Here is a 26,898-nt window from a genome sequence, read left to right on the forward strand (position 1 = left end):
TTGCTCAGCAGACCGGTCGCTTGCAGGTGCCGTCCACTGACAGATCGTCAACCTCGGAGGTCCACCGGCGACGCGCTGCCACTGCTACGGTCGGTGACGCGCTGTGTCGATCGGCAGGGGAGCTGGTGCTGGTGGCGGAGTCCGGATACCCGGTGTCGATCAAGGGCGTCCTGGTCCGGGACGACCGGGTGCTGCTGGTCCACAACGAGCGCGACGAGTGGGAACTGCCCGGCGGCCGGATCGAGCCCGGCGAGACCCCGGAGGAGACCGTTGCACGGGAGATCACCGAGGAAACCGGGCTCTCCGTCGAGGTCGCCGAGATCGTCGACGCGTGGGTCTACCACATCGCCGTCGCGAACAAGGACGTGTTCATCGTGACCTACGGCTGCACCACCACATCTACGGCGGCGCCGGTTCTGAGTCGCGAGCACAGCCGGGTCGCCGAGTTCGCCGAGCACGAAGTGCCCGGGCTGCGGATGCCGGAGGGGTACAAGCGCTCGATCGCCACCTGGTTCGACCGCCTCCGCACCTCGGTCACGGCGAGGTAGCGAACGATGGCCGGCTGCGAACGCTGCGGAGCGACGCTGAGCCGCCATGCCCGCACGCCGGTGTGCCCGACGTGCCAGGCCGGCACCACGACGCTCTCGGCACGGCCGCCGCGGCTGGCCCCGGCGGTGTGGATGTGGTCCGACCCAGCCGCCGCAGCTGCCCTGTCCTCCCGCGACCTCGCGACCATCCTGCGCGCTTACCGGGCCGCGAACGGCCTCAGCCAGGAAGCGCTGGCCGGCCTGCTCGGCTACGACAAGTCCTACATCGCGATGATCGAGACCCGCAGGCGGACGCCCGGCGACGTCGGCGGGCGCCGGCACATCGCCCGCGCGCTCGGACTGCCCTTCCACGTCCTGGGCGTCGCCGATCCCGACGGCGCCGACTTCGCCGCCTTGGTGCAGTTCGGCGACAGCGTCGTCCGGCTCGCCGAGGTCGCCCGTCGATCCGGGCGTGCCGTCGAAGCGGTCAACGAGCTGTGGCCGCTGGTCGCCCGGCTCGAAGCCCGTGCCGCCGATAGCCGGCTCGAGCGCGACACGCTGCATCTGCTGGCCTCGGCTCGACTGGCGCTCGGCGTGTCGCTCGGCACCGTGCTGCCCGAGGAACGGCTGACCGGCGCTGCGGCCTGGACCGGCAAGGCCCTCGTCTTGGCCCGCCACCTCGGCGACGACCACTTTCTCGCCGAGACCTTGCGGATGCACGGCAACGAACTCCGCAAAGCCGGACGACTCCCCGCCGCCGTCGCACGCCTCGAACACGCGGTCGCCGTGTCCACCGATCCAGACGGACGGGGGTCGGCGTTCGCTCTGCTTGCCCGGGCCGCGGGAGAGGCCGCCATGCCCGACCGCTTCAACCACGCGATCTCCGCCTGCCGCGGACTGCTGGACTCCGACACCGGCCGCGGAATGCTGCTCAACCCCTTCACCCTCCGCGAAATTCATGCCCGAGGGCTGCTCTCCCTCAACCGCCCGGGTGACGCACTCCGCGCCCTTCAACGCACCGAACTCGGCGAGCCGGCCGCGCCGCAGTGGCAAGTCATCGAACGCGTCACCACCGGAGAGATCCTCGCCGCCGCGGGCGAGCGCGCTGGTGCCGAAGATGCCCTCAGCGCGGTCATCACGACCGCCGAACGACGGCGGCTGCCCCACCAGCTGCAGAGAGCGATTCGCGCTGCCGACCGCGGCGGCATGGCCCGGATCGGCGTGGCGGGCCGAGCGGCGCTGCAGCGGCTGCGCGGCCTCCTGGCTCCTGCGGCGTAGCGCTGCCGCAGCGAACCTGCCCCTCAGGGCGTTTCGCATGACGGTTCCGGCTGGAAGTCGGTGCAGGTAGCCGATCCGCGTTCGAGAGCCTTGAACGTCGGCTGGTGGCGAGGCGGTGGCAGCTCGGGGTTTCGGGTTACCCCTGAGCGGGTCGACGGCCGTTGAGCCGGTCGCGCCGTGACGGGATGCCGTGGCCGCGAAGGTAGATCGTGTCGCATGCGTCGCACTGCCGGGGGATGCCGTGGCTTCGCCGTTCGCTCAACGGCATGAACATCGACGTGTCGGTGATACCGCACAGCGTGGTGATCGCTTCCGCCGGTTCGAGTGCTCCCGCGAGGCGGTGCCACTCGCCGTTGATGACGGGGTGAACAGTCTGTGCGTCGAGGTAGATCAGTGCGGTCATCGCGATGCCCCGATCAGGGAAACCGGAAGTCGGCGCAGGTGACTGACTCGCGTTCGAGAGCTCTGAAGGTCGACCGGTAGCGCTGGACTGCGTCGGATTCGCTGATGAAGATGACGTTGTCATGGTGTCGCAATGCGACGGTGAAGGCGCTGCCCTGGCCTTCGTAGATCGTGAAGGGATCGATCGTGCGCGTGACGCCCGGAGGGACGATCTTGATCACCAGGCGGGGAAGGCTGGCTACCGCACGAAGAGCGTGGAGCTGCGGGTCGGCCGCCGGGTTCAAGGCGGCGGCCCCCAGCAGAACGGTGCTGTGACCTGTCCGGTGCTGGTCGAGCTGCCGGACTTGGTGTTCGAAGACCGCCTGATCGAGATCATCCGGCCTGGCCGCGTGATCCTGCGCAATCGCCCGGATGTACTCCGGTGTCTGCAACGGTTCCGGGACGACATGCGGTGCCCATTCGAAGGTGCGGACCGCGAGCTCCTCCAAGACACGTCGGCGACTTGCCGAGGCAGCATCGAGGGTTTCGACGGAAACCGGGGCGTCAAGCTGGCGTCGGAGCCGCATGACGCGGTGGTATTCAGCCGGGCTCACCCGGAGGAACCCGAGGATGCGCGCGACATCCTCGGCCGCCGGTACGCGCTTTCCGGTCTCCCAAAGGGACAAGTTCTGGGCCGGGACTCCCAGTTTATATGCCAGCGCGCGCAGCCCCAGATTCTCTGCGGTTCGAGCTTCACGCAGAGAGGCGCTCAGGGCGAGCAGCGTCGGAAGGTTGAGGGTTGCTTTGGTCATGCGCATTCTCGTTCCATGTCGCGAGGTGGCGGGATGATGCCGGCATCGATGTCATCGCCGTGGGATCGGAGCAGGTCGGGTAGCTCGCTGATCACGTCGGCCACGTTGTGGTGCTCGTCCGGGGTTGCGGTGCCGTCTCGAAGTTGGATGACCAGCAAGGAGATTCGCAGTTGAGCCGCTTCGAGAGCGTCGACGAGTTTCTGGGTGTCGCGCCTCATGCGAGCTCCGGACGTAACGGCCGGTCTGTCCCGATCGGAGAGTCGGCGCAGCCCGGCCAGAACCCTGCAGAGGTGGGCATAGTCCGGGTGCTCTGCGAACGACAGGTCGGTTTCGGACGGCCAGGTGATCGTGGGTGACGCCACGGTGCTCCACCACCTCGGGAAAGTTCAGTGCGGTGCATTGTCGGACCAGCCCATCACCTGACGCAGGACATCTTCTGGTGGGCCGTCGACAGGTCCTCGCAGCGGAAGGGCTTCGTGTTTTCCCCGGTCGCCGAAGGCGAAACGGGCGCCGATCGCGCGCAGCGATGTCTTCAGCGTCTCGATGCGCACGACGTCATGGTGGGTGTCGGTCGTGCGGTGGCCGACCAGCGCCTCGGGCTCGGTTGAACCGGCGGGCGTCCGGCGCCACTCCCAGCCGAGGCGGCGGGACTCGTCGATGGCCGCGCTGGATCGCTCCCAGGCAAGAACAGCTTCATCCCAATGATCAGAGCCGGACATTGTGCCTCCGAGGTTTGGGGCGTCGCAGTCGTCGCCACCACGAGGTGCCACGAGGTTTACTGCGGCAGGACGTTCGATCGGCGACCAGGCGCCCGCGGCATGCCGAGCACGCGCAGCGCGGAGCACTGATCATCGGCGCAGCCGAGAACTCGGCGCCGCAGATCCCGCGGTACGAGCCGGAGGCTCGTATTCCGTCGACGAAAGCAGCTTCCGTGACGAGATGGTTGGTGCCTGTCGATGCTTCGGTAACCCACAACAGGCGTGGGAGCGTCCGACGTCTCGTAGGTGCGGTAGCCATCGTGAAATCTCCGCGTTGAGCTGGATCGAAAGGAACGGTGAGCACCCGGCCGGTGCGCTGAGTCGGGGGGCAAGCGCACAGACCGGGCTGATCAGGGGGAGTTGGCGGGCAAGCGGTCCGTCATGGTCGGTCCTCGGAGAGGCTCTCGGTCAGCACGGCGTGCGCATGGCTGACGAGTTCGGCCATCGCTTGCCGCGGTAGCACGACAGGGTCGCCGTCGTGGCCGACCATGACCGCGCGCTTCGGACCGTCCTTCGTCGCCAACACACCGACGACGGCTTGGCTCGTCGAGCCGTCGAGAGCTCGCGCCGGGATGACAACGCGTCTGATCCAGCTGAGTTCGGGCATCATCCGCTCCCCGGTAGGCTACTTCCGCCGCTGTCAAGTGATGACAGCTGATGACGGCTGATGCGCATCAGTGTCATCGCTGGTGACTGCCGCGCGCAATGACCCGATGGGGTGACGTGTGTTCATAGGCGTACTAGCGCTCAACCTGCTTGTTGGCTGCCGTAGCATCTGATGCATGGCTGGCATCGCCCGCAAGTACGCGGCCTCTCCGCTTGGCGAAGCGATCAGCGCTGCGCGCGATCTTCGCGGCGTTTCGCAGCGCAAGCTCGGTGTGCTCATCGGCCAGACCAGTGCGGGGCTCGTCTCGCGCTGGGAAAGCGGTGAGCGGACGCCCTCGGTGGATGACGTGCAGGCGATCATCGACGCGTTGGAGATCGAGGGCGAGGAGGCTGACCGGTTGCTCGCACTGGCTGCGGGTGTGGGCCAGCCGCGTCGTTTCTCGGTGACGCTGCCGGAGCGGCGTGCCGAGCTGGCGGAGTTGCTCGCTGCGGAACGAACTGCGACCAAAGTCACGCACCTCGCGCCGCTTGCGATCCCTGGTGTGTTGCAGACCGCCGACGTGATTCGTACACAGATGCACGAGGCAGGTGTGCCGGAAACGGAGATCGAAGAGCGTGTGCTCACCCGGATCGGTCGCCGTGACCTCATCACTCGTCGGAACCCGGCGCGGCTGGAGGTCGTGCTTGGGGAGGCAGCGATCCGGTATCGCATCGGCGGGCCGGCTGTGTGGGCCGATCAGCTTCGGTATCTCATCGAGATGGGCGAGTTGCCGAACGTTGAACTCCGGCTCGTGCCGTACTCGGCCGGTTGGTCTCCGCTGCTGGTGGGCAGTTTCCTGCTTATCGATTCTGACGAAGCGCCGTCGATCGTGAGTTTGGACCTGCACGGCAGTGGGTTGACGCTTCGCTCCCCAGAAGACATCAAGTCGCACCGGCGTGACGCCGAAGCGACGCAAGAGAAGGCGATGAGTCCCGCCGAGACCGCGGAGTTCATCGCGGAGATTCTGCACGATTTGGAGCAGGGATGACGGTACAGCGAGCATCGGGCGAGTGGTTCAAGTCGAGCTACAGCCCCGACAAGGCCGATTGCGTGGAGGTTCGGCTCGAGGTCGAACCCGGTTCGGTGGTCGGCGTCCGGGACAGCAAGGCGCCAGAGCAGGGGCAGCTGGCCGTTTCGGGACTGTCTTGGCAGGCACTGCTCCGGGCCATCGCCCGGTAGGGCCTCGGCTGAACGCCTTGTCGGCTGTCAGGTGTGAAGAACCAGCACGCGATCAGCGCGAGGATCGGGACTTCTTACGCGCTGATCGGTCAGTGCGGGTCGTGTCAGCCGCGGCCAGCACAGGTTCGGGTCTGGCCTCGAGGACGAGGCGGGCGTGGCAGCTGATCGGGTCGGGCAGGGTGGTCCCGCCCGGGAACGCGTGGCGCTCGGTGGCGGGTGAGGCGATTCCTGCGACGGCCGAGCGGCCGCCGAAGGCGGGGATTGTGCCGTCCTGGGAGATCCCCGCCCGTCGTTGATCTGGTGGCCGAGGAGGACCCGATCGGCGGTGAGATGGTGCTGGCGCACGGCGGGGACGATTCAGGCCGGAACGCGCAACCGGAACACGGCGATCTGCCGCATGAACGGCAGAACCTGTTCCAGCGGGGCGTCGCCGGGGAAGGGCCATTCGTCGGAGACCCGGGGGAGACGGCCCAGGTAGCGGGCGACCGCGGTGGCCCCGTCTTCGTCTTCGACCAGTTCGGCGTCGCGAAGCTCGTGCTCGTCGGGCTCGACGACGCATCGGCCGGCCGCGAGCAGGTTGCGCACCCAGTCGCGTCGGCGGTCCGGCGAGCAGACGTACTGGACGCCGCCGAGCTGCATCAGGGCGATCGGCACCGATCGTGGCTGCCCGCTGGCGCGGCCGGCGACCGTCATGACCCGCAGCGCGTAGTGGCCCTCGCGGTGGGGCTGCGGCTCCTGCGAGCGGATCCGCTCGAGCATCTGCTGGTTGCGGTGGCCGATCTCGGCGTTCGAGGGCGTGGTCACGACGCTCCTTCCCGGGCCAGTGCCCGCGAGAGGTGGATGAGCTGCCGGACATCGGAATTGATGCCGGCGTCTTCGGGTGCCGCGACGAGCACGGCTGTCCGGTTGGCTGGCTGGCGGCCGCTTGCCTGGCGTTGGAGTGCGCGCCGGAAGGTACCGAGCTGCTCGTCGGCCGGGCGGTCGGGGTCGAAGCCAGCGTCGAGCAGCTGCGGGCTGAGCTGGAGGAGGCCGTCGCGGATCTCGATCACGCGTCGCCAGTAGCGGTGGCCGACCTGGTGGGGGAGCAGCGTGTCCAGCCAAGCTCGCCTTGGTGCGTGGTCGAGGGTGTCGGCCGGGAACACGGCGTGCAATGCGCGCCACAGCGGCCAGAGTTCGGCGTAAGCGCGGCGTCGTCGCAGCCAGGTCTTCAGCGCGGCGAAGCGCGCCGCGAGACCGATGGAGAACACGCCGGCGAGGAACAAGAAGATGCTGATCGGCGCCAGCCGGTTGGTCAGTTGCGTCACCGGGTAGCCGAAGCCGGGATGGCCGGCCCAGCGGACGATCGTGACGATGGTTCGGGTGCCGGTTGTGATCGCTGCGCAGACGAGTGCGAAGGCGACAACGCGGAGGCCGAAGCGGGCGCGACGGCCGGACTCGGCGGCGTACCGGAGGGCCCAGCGGCTTGTCTGCACGGTGGCGTAGAAGGTGTAGCTGTCGGTGATGATGTAGAACGGCGCCACCCCGGGGTGGCTCATGTTGTTCGGCAGGACCCCGGTCAGCGGGTACGCGGTGTCGCGGAGGCCGGAGGGAAGCGCGAGAATCGCGGCCGTCATCGCCAGCCAGACGCTGACGAGGATCGCCGTTTCGATGCGGACTCGTCGCCATGAACCACCGGCCGAGAGCAGGAAGAACAACAGCAGGGCGTAGCGCGAGGTGCTCAGCGCGAGGTTCGTCAGCAGCTTCACGGTGCTGGACGCGGGCAACTCGCCGAACACTGCTCGGGCGAACGTGACGAAGGTGGAGGCGCCGAGCAGCTGGAAGGTCACGCAGACGACGACCGCCCACAGCGCCGGGTCACGCGGGGAACGGGCCAGTCGGTAGAGGAACCAGGCCAGCACGAGCAGGAGGAAATTCGTCAGGTTCACAGCACATCGACCGGATCGCCGAGGGCTGTCTGTGCGCGACGCGCCCGCGGCGATCGTCCCGGCAGGCTGATTTCCTGGGCCTTGACGGTCGCCTCCAATAGGACGGTCGCAAGTGCCTCGGCTTCCTGCTCGTACTCGTTGTCGTACGAGGTGCGCCGGCGCAGAGCCTTGCGGATGACATCCGGCGGGATGTCGGGCAGCAGCTGGCGCCACATCGCGTCGTCGCCTTCGTCCGAGGGGTGATCGGCAAGAAGGTGGCCGAGCTCGTGGGCGATGATGTGCTCCTGGTGGAACCGCGTGGTGCCAGCCCGCTGGTAGAGGATGATGTCGGCCGCCGTCGTCTTGATCCACAGGCCGAACGGTCCAGGAACCTCCATCGGGACGCCCAGCAGGCGGATCGGTTTTCCACGGTGCTCGCTGAGCCGGGCACAGATCTCGGCCATCGGCGTCGGGCCTTCGACACCGGCGGCGCGAAGCTCGGATCGCAACCGGCGCCGCAGGCCGGCTGTTCGTCGAGCGCGACGGACGCGCTGAACAAAGCTGCTCACGACGGTCCTCCCAGCCCGTTGTTGATCAACTTTCATGATCGTCGCAGATCAGACGCAGTGTTCGGCACCTTGGACGGCAAGTCACCCGGACGTGTGATTTTCACTGTCGCGGCTGGCCTGGAAGTCGATGAAGTCCAGGACGGTGGACAGGGCGTTCGGTGACAGCTCGCTCGCACGGAAGGCGAGGTCGCTGATGCCTTGCCGGGACAGTCGGGCGAGGAGGGCGTACTGGCCCTGGATCTCGCGGGCGCGCTCGCTGGTGCCGAAGTATTCGAGCTCAACTCCGAGATTCGTGGCGAGCAGTTGCGTGAGCCGAAGGCTGGGCTCGTTGGAGCCCTTGAGCAAGCCGTACAGGTGACTCTTGGAAATGCTGACCTCTTCGGCGACCTCGGCCACCGTGTAGGGCCGCCCGTCGTCGTGCTTCTTCAGGCGAATCAGTCGTTCGAGCAGTACTCCGAATGGTTCTACGTCGCCGAGCGTGGGCCCGGTTGATTCGGACACGCCCACTCCTTTCGAACCGGAGTCCGAAATACTGGACTATAGGTCGGAGTGCATCCGGTTTGGTTGACTCTCCGTCCGGCGTTTCGTACCGTTCTTGTTGATCATTCCAAGGTATCGGACACCGGGAACTTCAGGAACTGCCGAAGCCCGCTGTCGCTCGATCGGGTCCCCGCCCAGGTAGACGCGTCATCCGACGCGATTTGGTGCGCGGGGAGGCGCGATGAGGGCGATCGACAGCTTCGCGGCGGCGGTGCACCGCAAGCGGAGAGAACGAGGTCTCACGCTCGGCGAGGTCGCGACGAAGGCGGGCTACAGCGCGAGCTACCTCTCGAAGCTTCTACACGGCCATCGCACGCTCCTGCCGGCGGTAGTGCACGACCTCGACACCGCACTGGCGGCCGACGGCGAGCTGGACAAGATCGCGGCAGCGCAACGTGGTGATGGGAGGCCGGTCGCGCGTCCCGTCCAGCTTCCAGCCGCTCCCGCGGATTTCGTCGGTCGCGAGGAGCAGCTGCAGGCCATGGACCACGCGCTGGTGACGCAGGGCCGTCCAGGAGCCACGGCCACCATCGTCATCGAAGGCGGCTTCTGGACGGGCAAGACCGCGCTCGCGGTGCACTGGGCCGCCGGTGTCCAAGCGCGCTTCCCAGGTGGGTGCCTGTTCGCCGACCTGCGAGGTCTTGCCCCCGGTGTGCCAGCCGATCCGGAAGAGGTCCTGGATGGGTTCCTGCTCGCGCTCGGCGTCAGTCCAGCCGAGCTCGGTACGTCCAGCCTGCAGGCTCGAGTTGCCCGGTACCGCTCGCTGCTCGCCGAGCGGCCCGCGGTCGTGCTGCTCGACAACGTCGCCGACTACCAGCAAGCCGAGTGGCTCCTGCCCGGCGCCGGCAGCGTCGTGCTGGCGACCAGCCGGGAACGGCAGTCCGGGCTGCTGGCGCGCACCGGCGGCACCGTCATCGAGTTGCCGTCCCTGACTGCCGAACAAGCGCTCGAACTGCTCGGACGCCGCATCGGCGAGGCACGAGTGCGAGCCAGCGCAGCCGCTGCCGAACTCGTCGTCGAGCGGTGTGGCCGCTTACCCATGACCGTCCTCGTCGCTGCCGAGCACCTCCAGCGGCACCGCGAGACGTCCTTGACCGAACTGGCCGAGCGCCTGGACTCCGAGAAGACCCGCCTCGATCTCTTCACGTCGAACGATCCGGCGGTGAACATCCACGGCGTCATCGACGTCTCGTACCTGGCGCTGCCCGCGATGGTCAGGCGGGTGTTCCGGTACCTCGGCATCGGCCCGGCCAACGTCATCGGGCCCGAGGCGGCCGCCGTGCTCGCTGACCTGGAAGTCGAGCGCGCCGAACAGGCCCTCCGGATCCTGGCCGAGGCACACCTGCTGGAGTCGCTGCCGGACGGCCGATACCGGATCAGCTTTCTCCTGCGGGCATACGCACACCAACGGGCTCTGGTGGAGGAGAAGCTCTCCGAGGTCGAGCGGGCTCACGACCGGACACTGCGGTGGTACGCCGCCACAGCCTGGGAAGCAAACAACACCTTGATCCCCAACTGGGCGGACAGCGGCTTGACCCCGACGAATCTGTCCGGGGTCGAACCGCTGTCGTTCGAGGCGGGTGGGTTCGAGTCCGCGATGGCCTGGTGCGAGCGGGAGGTGTCGACTGCGCTTCAAATCGCGCGCAACGCCCGGACCTACGGCGCGAAGGACATCTTGTGGCAGCTGCCGACGGCGTTCTTGCCGTACTTCGTGCTGACCCGCAGCTGGAACACCTGGTTGGTCGCGGCTCACGACGGACTTGCCGCGGCCCGTGCGGCCGACAGCGAGGCCGGGATCGCTCGAAGTCTCGAGGCACTCGGCTGGGTCGAGCACGAGCTGGGCCAGACCGACGAGGGCATCCTGCACCTCGAAGAGGCACTTGGCCGTCATGTCGAACTCGGCGACGACCGGTCACGCGCCTGGACCGCGTACGGGCTCGGGCTCGCATACGTCAGCTGCGGGCTCACCGACGAATCGCGCGAAGCCCACGAACTCGCTGATCGCTTGTTCGCCGATTCCGGGACCAAGATCGGGCTGGCGGTAAACCGGGCGGCCCTCGCCGGCGCTTGTGACCTCGTCGGCCAGGCGGACAAGGCGATGGAGTACGCCCTCGACGCACTGAACCGCGCGCAGACGTTCACGTCCAAAGCCGTCCTCGGCATCGCGCACCAACGGATCGGAGCGCTGCTCAGCCGGCACGGCCACCACCGGTCGGCGCTCAAGCACTTCGACGAGGCTCTGGCTGTCCGCGGCCGGAGCTGGCAGCGCTGGGGAGCCGCCGAGACGCTGATCTCGCGAGCCGAGGCGCTGCACCAGCTGGGGCAAATCGAGCAAGCGCGCGAAACGTACCTGCAGAGCCTTGAGATCCTCGACGCTATCCGCGACGTACGGGCTCTGGAGGTTCGTACGCGGTTGGCTTCCTTGGAGGCGCGTAGCGTCGGATCGGCTGGTTGGCCGCGAAAAACGTCGGCCACTGCCTAGCGAATCGCCACGCTGCGGGCGACGTCCGCGTACCCTCGGTTCGGTGAGGATCGTCGGTGTGGCTTGCCTTTCGGTGCTTTGTGCGGCGGTGCTGGTCGCGTGTGCGCCGGGGGACTCGGAGACCGACAAGACCGCCAGGCAGGTAGCCGCAGAGAGCGGCTCCCTCCCACAAACCTCGGCGGCCCGGTACGCGCGGAAGGCGCTCGACGCGATACACGCCAGCTCGCCGAGCTTCGCGGTGGTCGAGATGCGGGACACGCCGTCGGACGATCCCGAGGCGGCCACGATGCACCTCGTCTTCCGGGTGCACCACGACGGTTCCCCGGACGAGCTGTTTCCCGAGAAGCCGGTGACGGCGTGCTACGACGTCGGCTACAACTTCCGCGGGCTGGTGCGCGAGCCGAGCCGGCGGGACTGCCCGGCGGGAGCCACGCCACTCGACCCGCCGCCGATCCCGCTGCGGGAAGTGCCGGACGGCTTCGACCCCGCCTTGCAGTCGGTGCTCACCGGGCTGCCTGCGACCGTGACCGACAACGACGTGCTCGCCGCGTTGACGAGGTCGATGCCGGGGCCTCGGTCGGTCAAGACCCCGGAGCCGCCGCCGGCGCAGGACGTCGCCCTGCGCGGGGCCGATGTCGGCGTCGCCTACCGAGCGGGGGACCGGACGACCTACGGGACCGACTGCCTGCTGGGCTCACGGGTGCAGGGGGCAACGCTGGTCTGGCGTCCCGAGTGGGACCGGGTCCAGTCCGGTGAAGTCCCGTGCACGGCGAAGACCGCCCTGGACCGGTAGGGAACCACTCCTCCGCGCTGACGTTCGATCTTGAAAAGTATTGTCGGCTTGACACGATCGGCACAGTAGCGGCACCGAATCGGCACAACGCTGGGTCGCTAGATCAGTTCCTCGGCAGCGCGCCGGGGTCCAAAGTGGATTTATCGGAGCCATCGATTTTCGGCTGGCTCAAGCAAAATCCATGGAGGAATGATGAGTCCTCGAACTCTGCGCTCCAAGATCAGCCGTGTTTTAGGCGTCGCGGCGGCGACCGTGGCCGCGTGCGTGGTCGCCGCAAATCCCGCGGCTGCTGCACCTGGCGTCCAGCTCCGTGAGCAGTGTGGCTACCTGGGCTGGGGTGAATACCGGCACTGTGACGGTGGCGCCGGCTCTCGGGTGGATCTGGACGTCCAGGACATCTGGGGCAACGTCTACCGCTACTGCGTCGGACCCGGGACGACCGACCTGCAGCCTGTCATCCGGTGGAGGGTGACCGGCGCTTGGTGGAACGGGGGCGTCGGTTGCTACCCGGGCTACGAGGGCCCGGCGTAACCACAGACTTGAGGACGTCTCCCAGTCCTCGGCCAGTCGACGCGGTGGGCGTACTTGCCCCCTCTGCGGCGCCCTCCGCATCGGCGTTGATCGCCAAACCCCAGAGCGGTACCGGCCAGCTGTGCAAGCACAACGATCCGAGGTAACTGATGTTCGACCCAGTCGATGACAGCACCGAGCCACCAGGATTGCGCGACGCCAGGTGGCTGCCGCAGCACTGTCTCGGTGATCGAGTTGGCGGCGGCCCCCAGCGGGCCGACAGCCGCGCCTCACACGGCGAGGCAGGCATTCACGGTGCCACCGGCATTTCGCTCGCGCTGATCTCCGTCCCCACGGGGCCATGCTGGCCAGCGCAGTGCCTTGGCGTATCGCTTGTCCTTCCAACGAGTGAACCTCCGCCGTCGTGGTGTTCCAGGTCCGGCGGCCAGCTGATCATCGTAACGGGAGGGGAATCCATGAACCTGCGTGAAGCCGTCCGTATCACCGTCGCTTCGTCTGCGGCCGTCGTCCTACTCGGGGGCTGCAGTGCAGCCGAAACGAGCCGGCCGACGGTGTCGTCGAGCACGTCGGCGGCCACAACCGTCGTCCCGCGCCCGGTCGATCTTGCGAAGGAGCGCGCGACGGCCGCCTACCTCGGCATGTGGCACGACATGGCCGACGCGGCCGTGACCTCGGACTGGCAGTCGCCCAAACTCGCGCAGAACGCGACAGCTGACGCGCTGTCGAGGATCTCCCGCGGCCTCTACGCTGATCACTTCAACGGCCTCGTCACCAAGGGGCATCCCGTCAACCACCCCACCGTCGAGTCCGTCGAGCCTGCTGCGGCTCCGACGACAGTGAACCTTGTGGACTGCGGCGACGACAGCCAATGGCTCAAATACCGTGCCGACACCGGTCAACTGGCCGATGACGGCCCTGCTGGGCGGCGCCACATCAATGCCATGGTGAAGAAGGCGGTGGACGGCTCCTGGAAAGTCGTCGACTTTGCGATTCAGGACGTGGGCACGTGTTGACGCGAGCCCCCATTGCCGGAGGGATAGCGGTCGCAATGTTCTTGGCTTCGGCCGCAGAAGCCATGGCCGGTGGGTGGGGGTCAGTCGATTGCGCCCAGGAGTCTTCGCCGTACTGCGACCTCGGTGCCGGTCGCAACGGCGGGAAGACACCGCAGCCGCCCGTCGTTCCCGGTAAGCCAACGCAACCCCATCCGGCGCCGGGGCAACAGCAGCCCTGGGGCGACAGCATCATCGGCGGCAACGACACGACGGCGAAGTGCTCGTATGTCCGGAGCAACTACCAGCCTCCCGCGAACGGCGTGCAGATCATCGTGTTCCACGACGAGCGGCGAGACGGCGCCTCGGTGGTTTTCGCGGACTTCAGGAGTCAACAGCCGGCTGGCGCCTGGTACGTCTACCGGTGTTCCGGCCCAGGCGTACACGACGGCCTTTATCGGGCTCCGATCTGGCTTCCGGACAGCCAAGCTCCAGCGGCCGCCGCGTTGCCTTCGCCGCAAGAGCTGGCCGACGAAGCGCGGGCCCAGCTGCGGTTGCCGACACCCCGGATCGAGACGAATCCGCTCGGCGACAAGCTCGTGAGCTTGCCGACCTGGATGTGGCTGGACCGCAGCAGCTGGGACACGCGGCAGGCCACCGCCGCTGTACCAGGAGTGTCGGTCACCGCGGTGGCCATGCCGGCCACGGTCTCGTGGTCGATGGGCGACGGTGAGGACGTGACCTGCTCGGGTCCCGGAACTCCCTACCCGGCCGGCGGAGATCCGCGGGCGCCCTCGCCTGACTGCGGTCACAACTATCGCCGCTCGTCAGCTGCACTGCCAGGGCAACGCTTCGCGGTCAAGGCGACCGTGCACTGGACGGTGACCTGGTCGGGTGCTGGAGCCAGCGGCACGTTCCCGGACCTGACGACTTCGGCGACCGCGGCTTTCCGCGTCGCCGAAGTGCAGGCACTCGGTACCGGTCACCGCTGAAACTAACCAGTTCCGCGAACAAACGAATCCAAATTCTTGCTGCGCGTCAACGCTTTCTGTGATGCGCGGTGCGGTCGAACCATGCCTGGGGAGGCACGTCATGACCAGCACGAGTCAACATAGCTCCGGAGCCGACGTGGGTTCCGTGGCGTGGTTGGGGAAGAACGGCCGGCTCACTGCCGTACCGACCGGTCGCCGGACGCGACGGCACTTGCCGCATCTGCTGGTGGGCGTGCTACTCGTCGTAGTCTGCGTCGGTGGGGCGCTTTGGTTGGCAGCCAGCGCTCAAGGCCGCGTTTCGGTCCTGGCCATCGCCCGGCCCGTGAGCGTCGGACACGTTCTTGAGCCAGCCGACGTCCACCAGGTTGAAATCTCTGCTGCTGAAGGGGTTGCCACCATTCCGGCCGGCCAAGCGGCCACCGTGCTTGGCAAGCCGATGGCCACCAGCCTGACTGTCGGCGCGCTGCTCACCCGGGGCAGCCTCGGGCCGTCGATGATCCCCGCCTCCGGCCAGGCTGTTGTGGCGGTGGGTCTCAAGGCAGGCCAGTTCCCGCTCGAACTCGCTCCGGGAGCTCCCGTCCTCGTCGTGGTTGCGGCGTCTTCGTCGACGACGGCGCTTCCAACTGTGCAAGGCAGCGGCGACGGGCCGACCTGGGCGGCGACAGTGACCGGCGTGGTGCGTGCGGAGAGCGACCAGACGACGGTGATCTCGCTGCAGCTGCCCAGCGCCACCGCGCCGGCGCTCGCGCGAGTGCCGGCCGGGCAGGTCACGTTGGTCATGCTCGCGGGTGGTGAGCGCTGATGTTGATCGTCCTGACCAGCGTGAAGGGGTCGCCCGGCGTCACCACCTTCACCGTCGCTCTGGCCGCGAACTGGCCGGCCACCATCCGCCGGGTGGTGGTCGAGTGCGACCCGGCCGGTGGCGACCTTGGCCAGCGCTTCGGGCTCGCGCGCTCTCCTGGCCTGCTCAGCCTCGCCGCCGCGGCGCGCCAGCCCATCGAGGCCAATGCCGTTTGGAACCACACCCAGCTCCTTGCCGACGGGCTGCCGGTCGTTCCCGGACCAGCCGGTGGACCGCAAGCTCGCGCGGCGTTGGGCACCTTGGCGCCGGCAGGCTCGCCACTTCACCGGGCTGCTCGCGAGCCCGGGGTGGTGGTGTTCGCCGACTGCGGGCGGCTGGACCCCGGATCGCCGGCGGAGCCGATGATCCGGCAAGCCGATGCGCTGCTCCTGATCTCCGGCACGCACAGCGACGAACTCGCGCACCTGGCTGCCCGTCTTCACGAGCTGGGCCGGGTAGCCGCTCGTTCGTTCCTCGTCCTCGCAGGCCAGGGCCACCCGACGAAGGAAGTCGAGCAGGAGCTTGGCATCCCCGTCATGGCCCGGATTCCCTACGACCCGACCGCGGCCACGAGCCTTACCGGTCACGTGATCCCGGGACGTGCGCGCAAAGGCGGACTTGTCCGAACCGCCGTCGAGGTGGCACGAACCCTCGCCGCCGGAGGGGCGTCGATAGGAACTCCCGGACCGGCCGTCGGGCAGCACGTGCCGGGCGTCCCGCCCCAGCGCGTCCCGGCGTACGGGGTTCGGATCGCACCCGACCTCCACGAAGTCGGGCTGCCTGGAGAGGAGGTCTCGCGATGACCGTGCTCGACGAACATCGCCGCCCGTCCGCGGCCAGCCCAGAGACGCGGCTTCGCACTGTCCTCCACCACGCGCTCGCCACCGAGCTGCCGCACCGAGCTGAAGCGGAGAGCACCCCGATGACGGCAGAGCGCCGTCGCGAGCTCGCCCAGGAGCTCCTGCGGTCCGCGGGAGCCGCGCACAGCGAGGCCGAACTGCAGGCCGGCCGCGTCCTGCTGCCTCCGGACGTCGAGAGGCGGGTCGCCGAGGCCGTGCTCGACGAGGTCTTCGGGTTGGGCGGGCTACAGCCGTTGCTGGCGAATCCGAAGGTCGAGACGATCAACGTCAACCGCTTCGACCGGGTCTTCGTCCAGTACACAGACGGCTCGCGGGCGCAGGTCGCACCGGTCGCGGCCACGAACGACGAGCTGACCGACCTGGTCCGGACGCTCGCGGCCCGCGCGTCATCGGAGGAACGCCGCTTCGACCGCGGCTCGCCGGCGCTGAATCTCCAGCTGCCGGGTGGCGAGCGGCTCTTCGCGGTGCTCGGGCTCACGGCCGACGGGGTGACGGCGTGTTCGATCCGCCGGCACGGCTACCTGACCACGAGCCTCGCCCAGCTGCGTCGCCGCGGCACCCTCGACGTCGGTCTTGAGCGATTCCTGCGCGCCGTGGTCCGGGCGCGGAAGAACATCCTCATCACCGGCGGCGCCGGCTTCGGCAAGACGACCTTGCTGCGGGCGATGGCCGCGGAGATGGACCCGCTCGAACGCATCGTCACCGTCGAAGACGCCTTCGAACTCGGCCTCGGCCTCGACCCCGAGCTACACGCCGACGTCACCGCGCTGCAAGCCCGGGAAGCCAACATCGAGGGCGCCGGCGCGATCAGCCAGGCCGAACTCGTCCGCTGGGGCCTGCGGATGTCCCCGGACCGGGTCATCGTCGGCGAGATCCGCGGACCCGAGGTCATCCCGATGTGCAACGCCATGTCTCAGGGCAACGACGGCTCGATGGCCACCCTGCACGCGAGCAGTTCGAGGATTGCCTTCACCCGGCTCGCCTCCTACGCCGCGCAGAGCGTGGAGCGGCTGTCGCTGGAGGCGACCGCGCTGCTGGTGGCCTCCAGCGTGCACTTCGTCGTGCACCTGGACAAAGCTGCTGACCGGACGACCCGGGTGATCTCCTCGATCCGCGAGGTTGTCGACGCCGACGGCGGCACGGTCGTCTCGAACGAGGTCTACCGCCCCGGCGCCGACCGGCGGGCTTGCCCGGTCGCCGGCGCGCTGCGTGCGGACACGCTCGCCGATCTCGCCGAAGCCGGGTTCGATCCCGGGCTGCTGGCCGAGCCCACCGGGTGGTGGGTGTCATGACCACCACTTTCGTCGCCGGTGGGGCCGGGCTTGGTACCGCCGTGGGGCTCCTGTTCGTCCTTTCCGGTCTGCGCGGTCCTCGGCTGGTTCGCCGTCCGCGGCCGGCCTCAGCCTGGCGGGCCGATCGCACGTGGGGGCTTCGGCTGGCGCTCGCGCTGGGCGTTGGTCTGCTGGCCGGCGTTGCGACCGGGTGGCTCGTTGGGGGAGTGCTCGCGGCCGGGGCGGTCTGGTTCCTGCCGCGGCTGGTCGGCCCGGACCGAGCTCACGTGCGCCGGGTTGCGCGGATCGAGGCGGTCGCGTCGTGGACGGAGATGTTGCGCGACACGCTCTCGGCCGCGGCCGGGCTGGAGCAGGCGATCCTCGCCACCGCTCCGCTGGCGCCCGCCGCGATTCGTGGGGAAGTCGCCGGGCTCGCGTCCCGGCTGCAGAACGGGCACCGGCTCGCTCCGGCGTTGCGGCAGCTGGCGGAGGAACTGGCCGACCCGACTGCCGACCTGGTCATCGCCGCGCTGGTCCTGGCCGCCGAGCACCAGGCACGGCAGCTCGGCGAGTTGCTGGGCTCCCTGGCGGAGACGGCACGGTCGCAGGTGGCGATGCGGGTGCGCGTCGAGACGGGGCGCGCTCGGACCCGGACGTCGGTGCGGGTCGTCGTTGCCACCACGATCGCTTTCGCGGTGGGCGTGGTGGTGTTCAACCGCGGCTACCTGACGGCCTACGACAGCGCGCTCGGCCAAGCCGTCCTGCTCGTGATCGGCGGGCTGTTCGGGATCGGCTTCGGCTGGTTGGTCAGGATCGCCGCGGGCCGCGCCGACTCGCGCATGCTGTCGCTCAGCGCGCCGCCCGAGCCAGCTCCCTCTCGATGGGCCGGTGATCACGCATGATCCCGATCATCTGCCTTGGGGTGGGCACTGGCGTCGGCTTGTGGATGTTCCTGACCTGGGCTATCCCGCCGCGGCAGTCTCTTAGTCAGCACCTCTCGCAGTCAGATGCGGCGGCTCCGGTTGTGGACGTGCCGGAAGCCGGGTGGGCGGTGGGCGTCGTACGACCGCTCGTTCCCGGTCTCCGGAGGCTCGGCCTGCCGGGGAAGAAGCTCGAACGCGATCTCCGAGTTCTTGGGCGAGGGGCCGACATGCACGTCGCCGTCAAGGTTGTCGTCAGCTGCGCCGGCCTAGTGGCGTCCCTCCTGCTTCAGACCTTGCTCGCGCTCGCGGACGTGCCGGTCAGCGTCGACGTCCTCTTGGTCGCCGCTCTCGGGCTCGCCGCGGCCGGGTTCTTCGGTCCCGACCTGGAGGTCCGCACCAAGGCAGCACGAGCGCGGGCCGACTTCCGCGCCGCGCTCTCGGCCTTCCTCGACCTCGTCTGGATCACCCTCGCTGGCGGCGCCGGAGTCGAGGTCGCGCTCCTGGCGGCCGCCGAGGTCGGCCGCGGGCGCGCGTTCACCCAGCTGCGCCGCGCGCTGGACGCCGCCCAGCTGACCCGCACCACACCGTGCTCGACGCTCCGCCGCCTCGGCGAAGACTTGGACATCGCCGAGCTCGCCGAGCTGGCGGCGTCCATCTCCCTCGCCGGCACCGAAGGCGCCAAGATCCGCACCTCGCTGGCGGCGAAAGCCAAGGCGTTGCGGACCCACCTCGTTGCCGAAGCCGAAGCCGAAGCGCAGGCCGCCACCGAACGGATGGCGTTGCCGGTGACGCTGCTGTTCCTCGGCTTCCTCGGATTCATCGCCTACCCGGCCGTCACCCAGGTCCTCAGCGGCCTCTGAGAAGTCCACAGGAGACACATCATGCTGACCTACTGCCGAACGCTCTGGACCCTCGCCGTCGCACGCATTCTGTTGCTGCGAAAGGACAACGACCGTGGCGAGATCACCACGACCGTCATCGTGACCGCGCTCATGGCGGTGCTGGCGATCGCCTTGATCGCGATCATTGCCGCGAAGCTGACTGCGAAAGCCAACAGCATCGACCTCGGCCTCGGCGGCTGACATGCCGGCGAATCCGGTCAATGCGACGGCTCGGCGCGTTTGTCGCGCCCTACCGGGCGAGCGCGGCGCGGTCACCGCCGAGCTGGTGATCGCGACACCGCTGCTCCTAGTGGCGCTGCTGGCGATCATCCAGTTCGCGCTCTGGTCGCACGCGACCCACGTCGCACAAGCAGCCGCCGCCGAAGCGCTCGCCGCGGCCCGCGTCCAGAACGGCACAGCCACGGCCGGCCACGCCGCCGGCCGGCAGCTGCTCGATGACCTCGCGCAGGGGCCGCTGCGGTCCTCGCAGATCGCCGTCGAACGGACCTCGACCTCGGCTTCGGCCAGCGTGCAGGGCGAGGCTGTCGCGGTACTGCCCGGTATGCACCTGCACGTGCACGCAGAAGCTGCAGGCGGGGTCGAAAGGTTCGTTCCGGATGTTCCAGGGTTCGCGAATTCTGGAGCGGTCTCGGGCGAGAACCTGAGCGGTGGTGGTCGTTGATGAGGGTGATCGACCGCTTCGGTTCAGGAACTTGTGCTGTGTCGCAGGGATGCCAGTGCCAGCCCGATCAGCGCGAGCACCATCCATGCCGTGAGATAGAAGAACGCTGCCTGCGCCGAGACGGACGTCCAGAGGACTCCCGCGATCGCGCTGGCGACGAAGTTGCCGCCCGCTTGGATCGTGGCGAGCAGCCCGAACGCCGAGCCGCGGATCTCAGCTGGGGCGAGCGTGGCGACGGCGGCGTGCTGGGCGGTCTCGACGCAGCCGATGGCCAGCCCGGCGGCGAGGAATGGCAGCGCGAGCACAACCAGGTTGGCGCCGGTGACGGCGAAGCCGAGGTACGCCAACGCGAACAGTGCGACTCCGGCGGTCAGGACTCGGATCGGACCGTGGGTGCCCAGACGGTCCGCGAAGCGCCCGGCAGGGATCGAGGCGACGGTGGCCGCGATGTTGTAGAGGGTGTAGAGCGCCAAAGCGAGGGTGGTGGCGGTGTCAGTGCCGTGGCCTGGGGTGAGCAGCTGGGTGGCTTGCAGGATCAGCAAAGTCGCGGCGACGTTGCCGACCTCGAACGCTGTGACCGCGCCCATGAGCCGCCCGAGGTCGCCGCGCAGGACGGGCTTGATCCGGATGCGCAGTGGTACCCGGGCTTTCGCGGAGGGTGCCGGGGTGTGGCGGATGGCGTAGACGATCGCGACGGCGGCGAGGATGCCAGGGATAACGGACAGGCCAATCGCCCAGCGCACGCCGACCGCGGCCACCAGGCCCAGCGCGAGCAGCGGACCGAAGATCGCGCCGAGGTTGTCCATCATGCGTTCGAAGCCGTAGGCGCGTCCGTAGGCCTTGGGGTGAACCACGTCGGCGAGCAGGGCGTTGCGGGCGGGAACGCGCAGGCCGCGAGCGGCCCAGGCGCCGGCTCGGAGGATGCCGACCTGCCAGACGGTGGTGGCGGCGCCGGTGAGCGAGGCGAGCGCGGCGGTGCTGGTGTAGCCGCCGACGGCGACATTGCGGCGGCGTGCGGGGTCATCTGCCAGTGCGCCACCCGCGAGACGGGCGGCGCCGGCCAGACCGTCGGAGATGCCCTCGATCAGTCCGAGCGCGGCGGCGGGTGCGCCGAGCGTGCTGGTGAGCAGGCTCGGCAGCAGCGCGGTGGGTACCTCGTGGCCGACATCGGCCAGCAGGCTGGCAGTGCCGATTCCGGCGACGCCTCGTGTCAGCCACCGCTTCTCGTCGGTCGTGGCGTCGGGCGGCTCGGCAGGGGCGGTCATGGTCATCAGTCTGACCGATCCCGCATCGAGCCCCTCGTCGCAGACTCCCGGCTAGGCCGTCACGGCTTCGGTTCACTGACGGTGACCGTGCGTCACGATGGTCGACAGTCCGTCGGGAATCCTGACAAACGGTCGGGTACTGCTCGCGGTCGCCGGAACCCACGCCTGCCCGCGAGTAGGCGTGACCAGCGCTTCTGCCGCCTGAGCGAACCCGTATGTGTTCTGACAGACGCCTAACCGAAGAGGGGAGAAACCATGTCACTGCTGGAAAAACCGGATGCGGTGACCGTCGGCGACTTCACCGACGGCCCGGACATCATGCTGTGGAACCCCGCCGTCACAACAAAACAGTGGCGCGGGCAGGTCCTCCGCGTATTCCTCACGCGATCCGTCTCGACTCGCTGCGCAGCAGGGCTTCTGGTGCTCGCCCTGGTAATGAGTACGGGCACCACGGAGACCGTCGGCGGCGCGCTGGCGGTGGGTGGCGCCATCGCGCTGCTGCTGAGCGGCCTCTCCGACGCGGGCATCACCGCAGCCTGCCTCGCGACCGATCACCAGCATCAGCACGGACATCGCTGCCGGCTGGAAAGGTCTCCCGGCCAGTTCTTCCTCCGAAGTGACGACTTCGCCGACCTCGGCACGACGGCGCACCACACGGCCGGGCTCCTGATCGACCTCACCGGCGAACTCCACACCACCCCGGTACGCGACTGGCTCGACCCCGAGCTGCCCGGCCGTGCCCACCAGGCGGTCTGGGACGCGCTGACCCGCTTGAACCGGACAGCGCCTGCTCGCCGGCACGCCGCACGGCTCGCCGAACTGCCGGGCGAGACCGACCTCGCGGCCGCGACCGCCGCGGCGATCGCCGACTTCGACGCTCTGCTCGGTGAACTGGTGTTCCACCTCCAAGGCTGCGTCACGCTCACCCGGGAATGGGAAGCCAGGCTTCGTCACGCCGAGCTCGTCGAGCGCACCAGCGCCGTTCAGGCCGAGCTGCACGCCGCGCTGATTCGCCCGATGGTCGATGTCGCCGAAGAGCTGCCGAGATCCGTCTTCGCGTACGTCACCGCAGCTCGCGACCTGACAGGCGCTGGACGGTTCCCGTGGGAACTGCCGGTCGCGGAGCCGGTTCCGTGACCGCGGCAGAGAGGTGCTGGCGCGCCGAGGGTGGCGCGGTGACCGTCGAGGCGGTCCTGCTCGCGCCGGTACTGGTCATGCTGCTGGTGTTTGTCGCCGTGGTCGTTCACCGCGGCGTCGACGCCCGGCTGCGGCTCGACGACGCCGCGCATCAAGCCGCGCGCGCCGCAAGCTTCCAGCGCACCCCAGCCGCAGCCGTCGCCGCGGCGCAAGCGACCGCCACCGCGGCGCTGACGCACGCCGGACTGGTCTGCCGCGACGCCGCGACAAGCGCAACGACCTCGGCGAACCCCGGCAGCACCGTCGTCGTGACCGTCCGCTGCACGGTCGACTTCGGCCAGGCTCTCATCCTCGGCGTCCCCGGCAACCGGACGCTCAGCGCCCAGGCCAGCGAGGTCGTCGACACCTATCGATCCCAGCCGACTGCCGGAGGCGCGTAATGGACGCCCGCCGCGCAGCGTGCTGGCGTGCAGACGCCGGGCAGATCTCGGCGTTCGTCGTCGTGCTGGTGCTCGGGCTGCTGGCCTTGGCCGGCCTGGGGCTCGACGGCGGCCTCGCGCTCGCCGCGAAGGTCCGAGCCACTGGCCAGGCCGAGTCCGCCGCACGCGCCGGCGCGCAAGCGATCGACCTCGCCGCCTACCGGGCCACCGGCACGCTCCGACTACTACCCGCGGAAGCCGACGGTCTCGCCCGCCGCTACCTCGCCAGCGTCGGCGCCACCGGCACGGTGACAGCCACGGCCGACACCGTGACCGTCATCGTCACGACCAGCCAGCGCGCCCAGTTGCTGTCGCTCGTCGGCATCCCGTCGATCGGCGCCCACGGCAGCGGCGCAGCCCACCCGCGGCGCGGAGTTGTGGGGGAAGACTGAGATGTTTAGCGCGTTGAGGAGTACATCTGCGGCTTCGGGTTCAGGATCCGGGGGCCGGCAGAGGGCTCTGTTGGCCGGCTTCGGTTCAGGTGGTGGGCAGGTCCAGTTCATGCCGTGCTGCTGCCAGGAATCGTTGGACGGCGAGCCAGAGTTCGTCGAAAAGCTCTCGGGGGATCTCGTGTGCCGAATGGGTAGCTCGTGCGGCGGCGACGCGTCGGGCGTGATCGACGAGGTTCTTGGCGGTGTCGGGTGTTTCGCGTCGCGCCGAGACGAGCCTGATGGCCATCATCGCGCCTTCGAGTTTTTCGCGGTACGGGCGACCGGTTTCATCGAAGAACGGCACGACATAGTCGCGCCCGCGAGGATGGGGTGCTGCGGTGATATGGGCATCCGGGTCTTGCGCATACGCGATGTATTCGCGGTAGGCGGAGAGGAAGTCGGTGTAGGCCGACAGCCGGACGTCACGCCATCGGCGAGCATGGTCTCGTCGCCACAGCCGCTCTTGGTTGCGGGTGGTCAGCCAGCCGCCCAGCGCAACGCCCAGCAAGGTGACCACCGGTGTAAAGACGCTCAGCGCGACGTTCATCGTCACCGTCCTCGTCTGGTTTTCAGTGCCGTTTCGAGGATCCAGCGACCGTCAAGGGCTGCTGGCGCAGCGATAGGCGGCTGTGCACAGTTCAGGCGCTGAAGTTTGCGTAGTGGAGGAGAACCATGATCACGATCGACGAAATTGAACGGCGCGTCGAGAAGGCTGACGCGGAGAAGTGCGCGAGGAGGCGGCGGCAGCCCGGGAGGTCGGTGAGCTCGCACGTCGTCGAGCTGCGCTGGCCGAGGAGCTGGCGGAGGTCGAGCGCAAGCTCGGTACCGTGCTCGTCGCGGCGGCGGACGTCATAGGCATCGACGAGCTGACCGAGTTCACCGACGTCCCGGCCGCCGACCTCACCAGGTGGTTTACCGCTGGCAAACCCCGCGCCCGGCGAGGTCGACCGCCTGGCAGCCGTCGGCCGAAATCGGAGGCTCAGTCCGGGACTTCGTCGGCAGTTGCGCCGCTGGAACCTCGACCTGGGCCGCCAGCAGCCGGGATTCAGCCGTCGGTTGTCCAGGGCCAGCGAAGCTAAGCCAGGGACGCTGTTGTGCCTGCAGAACGGCAGACCGGAACCGGATCGCGGCGGGCTTATCGTGCGCTGGTGCGTGGCGTAGGGCGGCTCCTTCGGGTCGGCGTGGCGTTCGCGCTGCTTTCCGGGTTGTGTGTCGGGCTGCCGTGGGCGCTGGTGCGGTTCATCGGCTGGCCCCTCCCGGATCACCTGCCCACTGTGGCGGAGCTTGGCGAGGTGCTGACGGCTCGGCTGTCGACAAGCCTGTTGCTGGATGTGCTCGCGTGCGGCGCGTGGCTGCTGTGGGGCGCGTTCCTCGTCGAGCTGGCCAGGTGCGGCCGCGACCTCGTCCTGACAGCCGGCCGGCCGGACTCGACCGGGCGCGGCGGCCCGCTCCGCCGGATCGCTGCGGTACTCATCACCACCATGGTCGTGTCCTTCGTCAGCCGTACCGCGCTCGCTGCCTCCGGCGGAAGCGGCGTGGTCCAGGCCGGTATGAGCTCGTCGGTGACCGCGCCGTTGGCTGTTGACGGTCGATCGGAGGATGTCGAGCTGGTGCGTCCGCCCCGCGGCGGTGTCCACGATTCGTTGTACCGGATCGCGCAGCGCCGCCTCGGTGACGGCAACCGGTGGCCGGAGCTCTGGCGCCTGAACGCCGGAAGCATCCAGCCCGGCGGTCGCACACTGACGTCGCCCAGCCTGATCCATCCGGGCGATCGCATCCGCCTTCCGCCGACCCCGAGGCCTGTTGCCCTCACACCACCACCGCAGCGGCAGCCGCCACCAGTGAAGCCCACGGCGACCTCTCCGCCGAGCTCGTCGCCACCTCCCACCGCTGCTCCGGGCCCAAGCTCGTCGTGGGAGCCCGGCGTGTACGTCGGCCTCGGGCTGGCTGGCGCGATCAGCGCAATGCTGCTGATCGCCCGACGACGTCACCGCGCCGCTTACCGCCCCGGCAGCGGTCGGCGCGACGACGTCCTGCCCGTTGCCCCGGTCGTCTACCAGCTGCACCTGGCACACCAGTACGCCCAGATCGGACCCGAGGAGGCCGATGCCGCCGAGCCCGAGACGATGCTCGAGCTGGGGAAGCCCGCCGATGAGGCCGCCGCGGACCTGGCGCTGGACCTCGCGGCGACGCGCGGCCTCGGGCTCATCGGCCCCGGCAGCCACGCCGCCGCCCGCGCGCTGCTGCTCACAGCCATGACCACCACCCGCCACCCGCTGATCGTCGCGCCGGCCGCGGATCTGCGTGACTTGCTCGGCGTCCCGGAGTACGACGCCGACCTGCCCGAGTGCGTCCACGCCGTCGACGACCTCACCGCCGCGCTCACGCACCTCGACAGCCAGACACCACACGACAGCGCCGACCGGATCTTGCTGGTGAGTGCGCCGGCAAGCGAACCCGATCACATCCGGCTGCAGCACGCCTTCGCCGGAGGCGACGCGAGCGCAATCGTGCTGCTGCTCGGCCAGTGGCATCCCGGCGTCACGGTCTACGTGGACGCCACTGGCACCATCACGGCTACCTCCCCGGGGCCTGGGGAGCGGTTACGCGGCCGGCGAGCCTTCTCCCTTCCCGAATCCGCGACCCGCGAGCTGTTCGCCCTCTTCGACGCCGCACACGGCGCCCGGAACGACCACCCCGAGCCTGACGCCGAGTCCGGCCACGGGCTGGAGATCGCAGGCCCACCGGACCAAGCCGAAGCAGTACCCGAGCCAGACTCGACGAATACCGTCGAAGACCAGCGTGACGTCGCCGCGCCGCTGGTGCTGAGACTGTTCGGTCAGCCGAGGTTGTCGTGGCGACCGGACCTCACTCGCCCAGACCACGCGGTCGAAGTCACCGGCAGCCTGTCGCGACGGCTGTGGGAGCTGCTGATCTACCTCGCCCTGCACCCGGACGGAGTTCCGCGGGCCGTGATCATCGACAGCCTCTGGGCCAACCGCCCAGCGCAGGACCCGGCCGCCGTGCTACGCACCGTCCTGTCCCGTCTCCGCAGCACCGTCCACAAAGCCACCTCACCCGACATCGGCGACCTCGTGGTCGCGCAGCACGGCCGATATCGGCTCGACCCCGCGCTCGTCGAGGTCGACTACTGGACGTTCGTCGGCGCGCTCGCCCGACGCCGCACCACGACCAACGACCAGCACCGCACCGCGGCCTACGCCGCGATCGTCGCGAGCTACGGCGGCGAGCTCGCCGCCGGCATCGAAGCCGACTGGCTCACCGCGCTGCGGGAAGGTGTCCGCCGCGACGCCCTTGACGCCGTCGCCGCCCTGGCCCGCGCACGAGTCCGAAGCGATCCCGAGTCCACACTGGAGTTGCTGGAATCGGCGCGGGACTTCGACCCGCACAACGAGCTGCTCTACCGCGACATCATGCGCCTGGAACACAACCTCGGCCGGCACGACGCGATAGCCCGAACGCTACGGCTGCTCGAAGCACGCCTCGCCGAGATCGACGAAACACCGACGGCTGCGACAATCGAGCTCGCCGAACGACTCCGAGAACCCCACGCCGGAATCGCAGTCCGCAAGGTCTGAACCGACATGGGGTGCGCCATAAAGTACCTCTACGCTGAAATGGCTGGTCCGTCGCGATGGATGTTAGTGTCGACGCACTGATAGTTGTCGCGCAGAAAAGCATCCCGTGTTTCCGTTCAGAGTAGCCATGTGTTGTGGCGCCACCAAC

General features: G+C 68.9%; 31 protein-coding genes. 20 read left to right on the forward strand and 11 right to left on the reverse strand.

All coding sequences use genetic code 11. The annotated features are described in order from the left end of the window. Positions 1-158: 158 nt before the first annotated feature. Together HUT10_RS48110 and HUT10_RS48115 are read left to right on the forward strand one after the other, a co-directional pair. Positions 159-548 (forward strand): NUDIX domain-containing protein, encoded by a 390-nt coding sequence (locus tag HUT10_RS48110; protein ID WP_254897534.1) that lies wholly within the window; start codon positions 159-161, stop codon positions 546-548. 6 nt (positions 549-554) lie between these two features. Next, positions 555-1,805, forward strand: a complete 1,251-nt coding sequence (locus tag HUT10_RS48115; protein WP_176177318.1) for a helix-turn-helix domain-containing protein — start codon at positions 555-557, stop codon at positions 1,803-1,805. 136 nt (positions 1,806-1,941) lie between these two features. Here the strand turns inward: HUT10_RS48115 and HUT10_RS48120 are convergent, their stop codons facing one another. The 5 genes from HUT10_RS48120 to HUT10_RS48140 all read right to left on the reverse strand — a co-directional run bounded on the left by HUT10_RS48120 (position 1,942) and on the right by HUT10_RS48140 (position 4,363). Beyond that, positions 1,942-2,208 carry a hypothetical protein gene (locus HUT10_RS48120; protein ID WP_176177319.1) on the reverse strand — a complete coding sequence of 89 codons (267 nt, stop codon included), beginning with the start codon at positions 2,206-2,208 and terminating at the stop codon, positions 1,942-1,944. 13 nt (positions 2,209-2,221) lie between these two features. Beyond that, complete coding sequence (locus HUT10_RS48125) at positions 2,222-2,998, reverse strand: Scr1 family TA system antitoxin-like transcriptional regulator (RefSeq protein WP_176177320.1); 777 nt, start codon at positions 2,996-2,998, stop codon at positions 2,222-2,224. Next, the gene (locus tag HUT10_RS48130; protein ID WP_176177321.1) at positions 2,995-3,216 is read right to left on the reverse strand and encodes a hypothetical protein; all 222 of its coding nucleotides are present in this window, start codon (positions 3,214-3,216) and stop codon (positions 2,995-2,997) included. The genes HUT10_RS48125 and HUT10_RS48130 overlap by 4 nt, the downstream gene beginning before the upstream one ends. Before the next feature lie 168 nt (positions 3,217-3,384). Further along, the gene (locus HUT10_RS48135) at positions 3,385-3,717 is read right to left on the reverse strand and encodes a hypothetical protein (RefSeq protein ID WP_176177322.1); all 333 of its coding nucleotides are present in this window, start codon (positions 3,715-3,717) and stop codon (positions 3,385-3,387) included. A gap of 418 nt (positions 3,718-4,135) precedes the next feature. Next, positions 4,136-4,363, reverse strand: coding sequence for a hypothetical protein (locus tag HUT10_RS48140; protein WP_176177323.1), 228 nt, complete (start codon positions 4,361-4,363; stop codon positions 4,136-4,138). Between the two features lie 175 nt (positions 4,364-4,538). Between HUT10_RS48140 and HUT10_RS48145 the strand changes: the two genes are divergently transcribed. After that, positions 4,539-5,390 carry a helix-turn-helix transcriptional regulator gene (locus tag HUT10_RS48145; RefSeq protein ID WP_176177324.1) on the forward strand — a complete coding sequence of 284 codons (852 nt, stop codon included), beginning with the start codon at positions 4,539-4,541 and terminating at the stop codon, positions 5,388-5,390. Continuing rightward, positions 5,387-5,581 carry a DUF397 domain-containing protein gene (locus HUT10_RS48150; protein ID WP_176177325.1) on the forward strand — a complete coding sequence of 65 codons (195 nt, stop codon included), beginning with the start codon at positions 5,387-5,389 and terminating at the stop codon, positions 5,579-5,581. The genes HUT10_RS48145 and HUT10_RS48150 overlap by 4 nt, the downstream gene beginning before the upstream one ends. Before the next feature lie 357 nt (positions 5,582-5,938). On the opposite strand, the gene HUT10_RS48155 is transcribed toward HUT10_RS48150, so the two are convergent. The 4 genes from HUT10_RS48155 to HUT10_RS48170 form a co-directional block, all read right to left on the reverse strand. Continuing rightward, on the reverse strand, positions 5,939-6,385 hold the full coding sequence (locus tag HUT10_RS48155) for a hypothetical protein (protein WP_176177326.1): 447 nt from the start codon (positions 6,383-6,385) through the stop codon (positions 5,939-5,941). Continuing rightward, positions 6,382-7,506, reverse strand: coding sequence for an MAB_1171c family putative transporter (locus tag HUT10_RS48160; RefSeq protein WP_176177327.1), 1,125 nt, complete (start codon positions 7,504-7,506; stop codon positions 6,382-6,384). The genes HUT10_RS48155 and HUT10_RS48160 overlap by 4 nt, the downstream gene beginning before the upstream one ends. Continuing rightward, positions 7,503-8,054 (reverse strand): hypothetical protein, encoded by a 552-nt coding sequence (locus tag HUT10_RS48165; protein ID WP_254897373.1) that lies wholly within the window; start codon positions 8,052-8,054, stop codon positions 7,503-7,505. Before HUT10_RS48165 ends, HUT10_RS48160 begins: the two co-directional genes overlap by 4 nt. An 81-nt stretch (positions 8,055-8,135) precedes the next feature. After that, positions 8,136-8,555 carry a helix-turn-helix transcriptional regulator gene (locus HUT10_RS48170; RefSeq protein WP_176177328.1) on the reverse strand — a complete coding sequence of 140 codons (420 nt, stop codon included), beginning with the start codon at positions 8,553-8,555 and terminating at the stop codon, positions 8,136-8,138. A 220-nt stretch (positions 8,556-8,775) separates the two neighbouring features. Between HUT10_RS48170 and HUT10_RS48175 the strand changes: the two genes are divergently transcribed. The 12 genes from HUT10_RS48175 to HUT10_RS48225 all read left to right on the forward strand — a co-directional run bounded on the left by HUT10_RS48175 (position 8,776) and on the right by HUT10_RS48225 (position 19,839). Beyond that, entirely contained in the window at positions 8,776-11,076 is a 2,301-nt protein-coding gene (locus HUT10_RS48175; RefSeq protein WP_176177329.1) for a helix-turn-helix domain-containing protein, read from the forward strand. Between the two features lie 43 nt (positions 11,077-11,119). After that, positions 11,120-11,869 (forward strand): hypothetical protein, encoded by a 750-nt coding sequence (locus HUT10_RS48180; protein WP_254897374.1) that lies wholly within the window; start codon positions 11,120-11,122, stop codon positions 11,867-11,869. 192 nt (positions 11,870-12,061) lie between these two features. Further along, the gene (locus HUT10_RS51660) at positions 12,062-12,400 is read left to right on the forward strand and encodes a DUF6355 family natural product biosynthesis protein (RefSeq protein ID WP_254897375.1); all 339 of its coding nucleotides are present in this window, start codon (positions 12,062-12,064) and stop codon (positions 12,398-12,400) included. A gap of 455 nt (positions 12,401-12,855) precedes the next feature. Continuing rightward, the gene (locus HUT10_RS48185; RefSeq protein WP_176177330.1) at positions 12,856-13,413 is read left to right on the forward strand and encodes a hypothetical protein; all 558 of its coding nucleotides are present in this window, start codon (positions 12,856-12,858) and stop codon (positions 13,411-13,413) included. A gap of 35 nt (positions 13,414-13,448) precedes the next feature. Continuing rightward, positions 13,449-14,381, forward strand: a complete 933-nt coding sequence (locus HUT10_RS48190; protein ID WP_254897376.1) for a hypothetical protein — start codon at positions 13,449-13,451, stop codon at positions 14,379-14,381. Between the two features lie 100 nt (positions 14,382-14,481). Then, positions 14,482-15,183, forward strand: coding sequence for a hypothetical protein (locus tag HUT10_RS48195; RefSeq protein WP_254897377.1), 702 nt, complete (start codon positions 14,482-14,484; stop codon positions 15,181-15,183). Continuing rightward, a complete protein-coding gene (locus HUT10_RS48200; RefSeq protein WP_176177331.1) occupies positions 15,183-16,025 on the forward strand; it encodes a carbon monoxide dehydrogenase maturation protein in 843 nt (280 codons plus the stop codon). The genes HUT10_RS48195 and HUT10_RS48200 overlap by 1 nt, the downstream gene beginning before the upstream one ends. Then, positions 16,022-17,374, forward strand: coding sequence for a CpaF family protein (locus tag HUT10_RS48205; RefSeq protein ID WP_176177332.1), 1,353 nt, complete (start codon positions 16,022-16,024; stop codon positions 17,372-17,374). Before HUT10_RS48200 ends, HUT10_RS48205 begins: the two co-directional genes overlap by 4 nt. Beyond that, positions 17,371-18,255, forward strand: coding sequence for a type II secretion system F family protein (locus tag HUT10_RS48210; RefSeq protein ID WP_254897378.1), 885 nt, complete (start codon positions 17,371-17,373; stop codon positions 18,253-18,255). Before HUT10_RS48205 ends, HUT10_RS48210 begins: the two co-directional genes overlap by 4 nt. 248 nt (positions 18,256-18,503) lie before the next feature. After that, complete coding sequence (locus HUT10_RS48215; protein ID WP_368660817.1) at positions 18,504-19,136, forward strand: type II secretion system F family protein; 633 nt, start codon at positions 18,504-18,506, stop codon at positions 19,134-19,136. Positions 19,137-19,157: 21 nt separating this feature from the next. Further along, positions 19,158-19,358 carry a hypothetical protein gene (locus HUT10_RS48220; protein WP_176177335.1) on the forward strand — a complete coding sequence of 67 codons (201 nt, stop codon included), beginning with the start codon at positions 19,158-19,160 and terminating at the stop codon, positions 19,356-19,358. A gap of 1 nt (position 19,359) precedes the next feature. Continuing rightward, positions 19,360-19,839, forward strand: a complete 480-nt coding sequence (locus HUT10_RS48225; RefSeq protein WP_176177336.1) for a TadE/TadG family type IV pilus assembly protein — start codon at positions 19,360-19,362, stop codon at positions 19,837-19,839. Positions 19,840-19,862: 23 nt separating this feature from the next. Here the strand turns inward: HUT10_RS48225 and HUT10_RS48230 are convergent, their stop codons facing one another. Next, entirely contained in the window at positions 19,863-21,104 is a 1,242-nt protein-coding gene (locus tag HUT10_RS48230; RefSeq protein ID WP_254897379.1) for an MFS transporter, read from the reverse strand. Between the two features lie 255 nt (positions 21,105-21,359). Here HUT10_RS48230 and HUT10_RS48235 point away from each other — a divergent pair, with 255 nt between their 5' ends. Genes HUT10_RS48235 through HUT10_RS48245 form a run of 3 tightly spaced genes read left to right on the forward strand, consistent with a single transcriptional unit; the run spans position 21,360 to position 23,112 of the window. Further along, positions 21,360-22,241, forward strand: a complete 882-nt coding sequence (locus HUT10_RS48235) for a hypothetical protein (protein WP_176177338.1) — start codon at positions 21,360-21,362, stop codon at positions 22,239-22,241. Positions 22,242-22,279: 38 nt separating this feature from the next. Further along, positions 22,280-22,681, forward strand: coding sequence for a TadE/TadG family type IV pilus assembly protein (locus HUT10_RS48240; protein WP_254897380.1), 402 nt, complete (start codon positions 22,280-22,282; stop codon positions 22,679-22,681). Continuing rightward, positions 22,681-23,112, forward strand: coding sequence for a pilus assembly protein TadG-related protein (locus tag HUT10_RS48245; RefSeq protein WP_254897381.1), 432 nt, complete (start codon positions 22,681-22,683; stop codon positions 23,110-23,112). Before HUT10_RS48240 ends, HUT10_RS48245 begins: the two co-directional genes overlap by 1 nt. 85 nt (positions 23,113-23,197) lie before the next feature. Here HUT10_RS48245 and HUT10_RS48250 read toward each other — a convergent pair whose 3' ends face one another. Next, positions 23,198-23,698: a hypothetical protein gene (locus tag HUT10_RS48250; RefSeq protein ID WP_176177339.1), complete on the reverse strand. Its 501-nt coding sequence runs from the start codon at positions 23,696-23,698 to the stop codon at positions 23,198-23,200. A gap of 634 nt (positions 23,699-24,332) precedes the next feature. Between HUT10_RS48250 and HUT10_RS48255 the strand changes: the two genes are divergently transcribed. After that, on the forward strand, positions 24,333-26,750 hold the full coding sequence (locus tag HUT10_RS48255; RefSeq protein WP_254897382.1) for a BTAD domain-containing putative transcriptional regulator: 2,418 nt from the start codon (positions 24,333-24,335) through the stop codon (positions 26,748-26,750). Positions 26,751-26,898: the final 148 nt, after the last annotated feature.

The sequence above is a fragment of the Amycolatopsis sp. Hca4 genome, from assembly GCF_013364075.1.
Lineage (GTDB): Bacteria > Actinomycetota > Actinomycetes > Mycobacteriales > Pseudonocardiaceae > Amycolatopsis.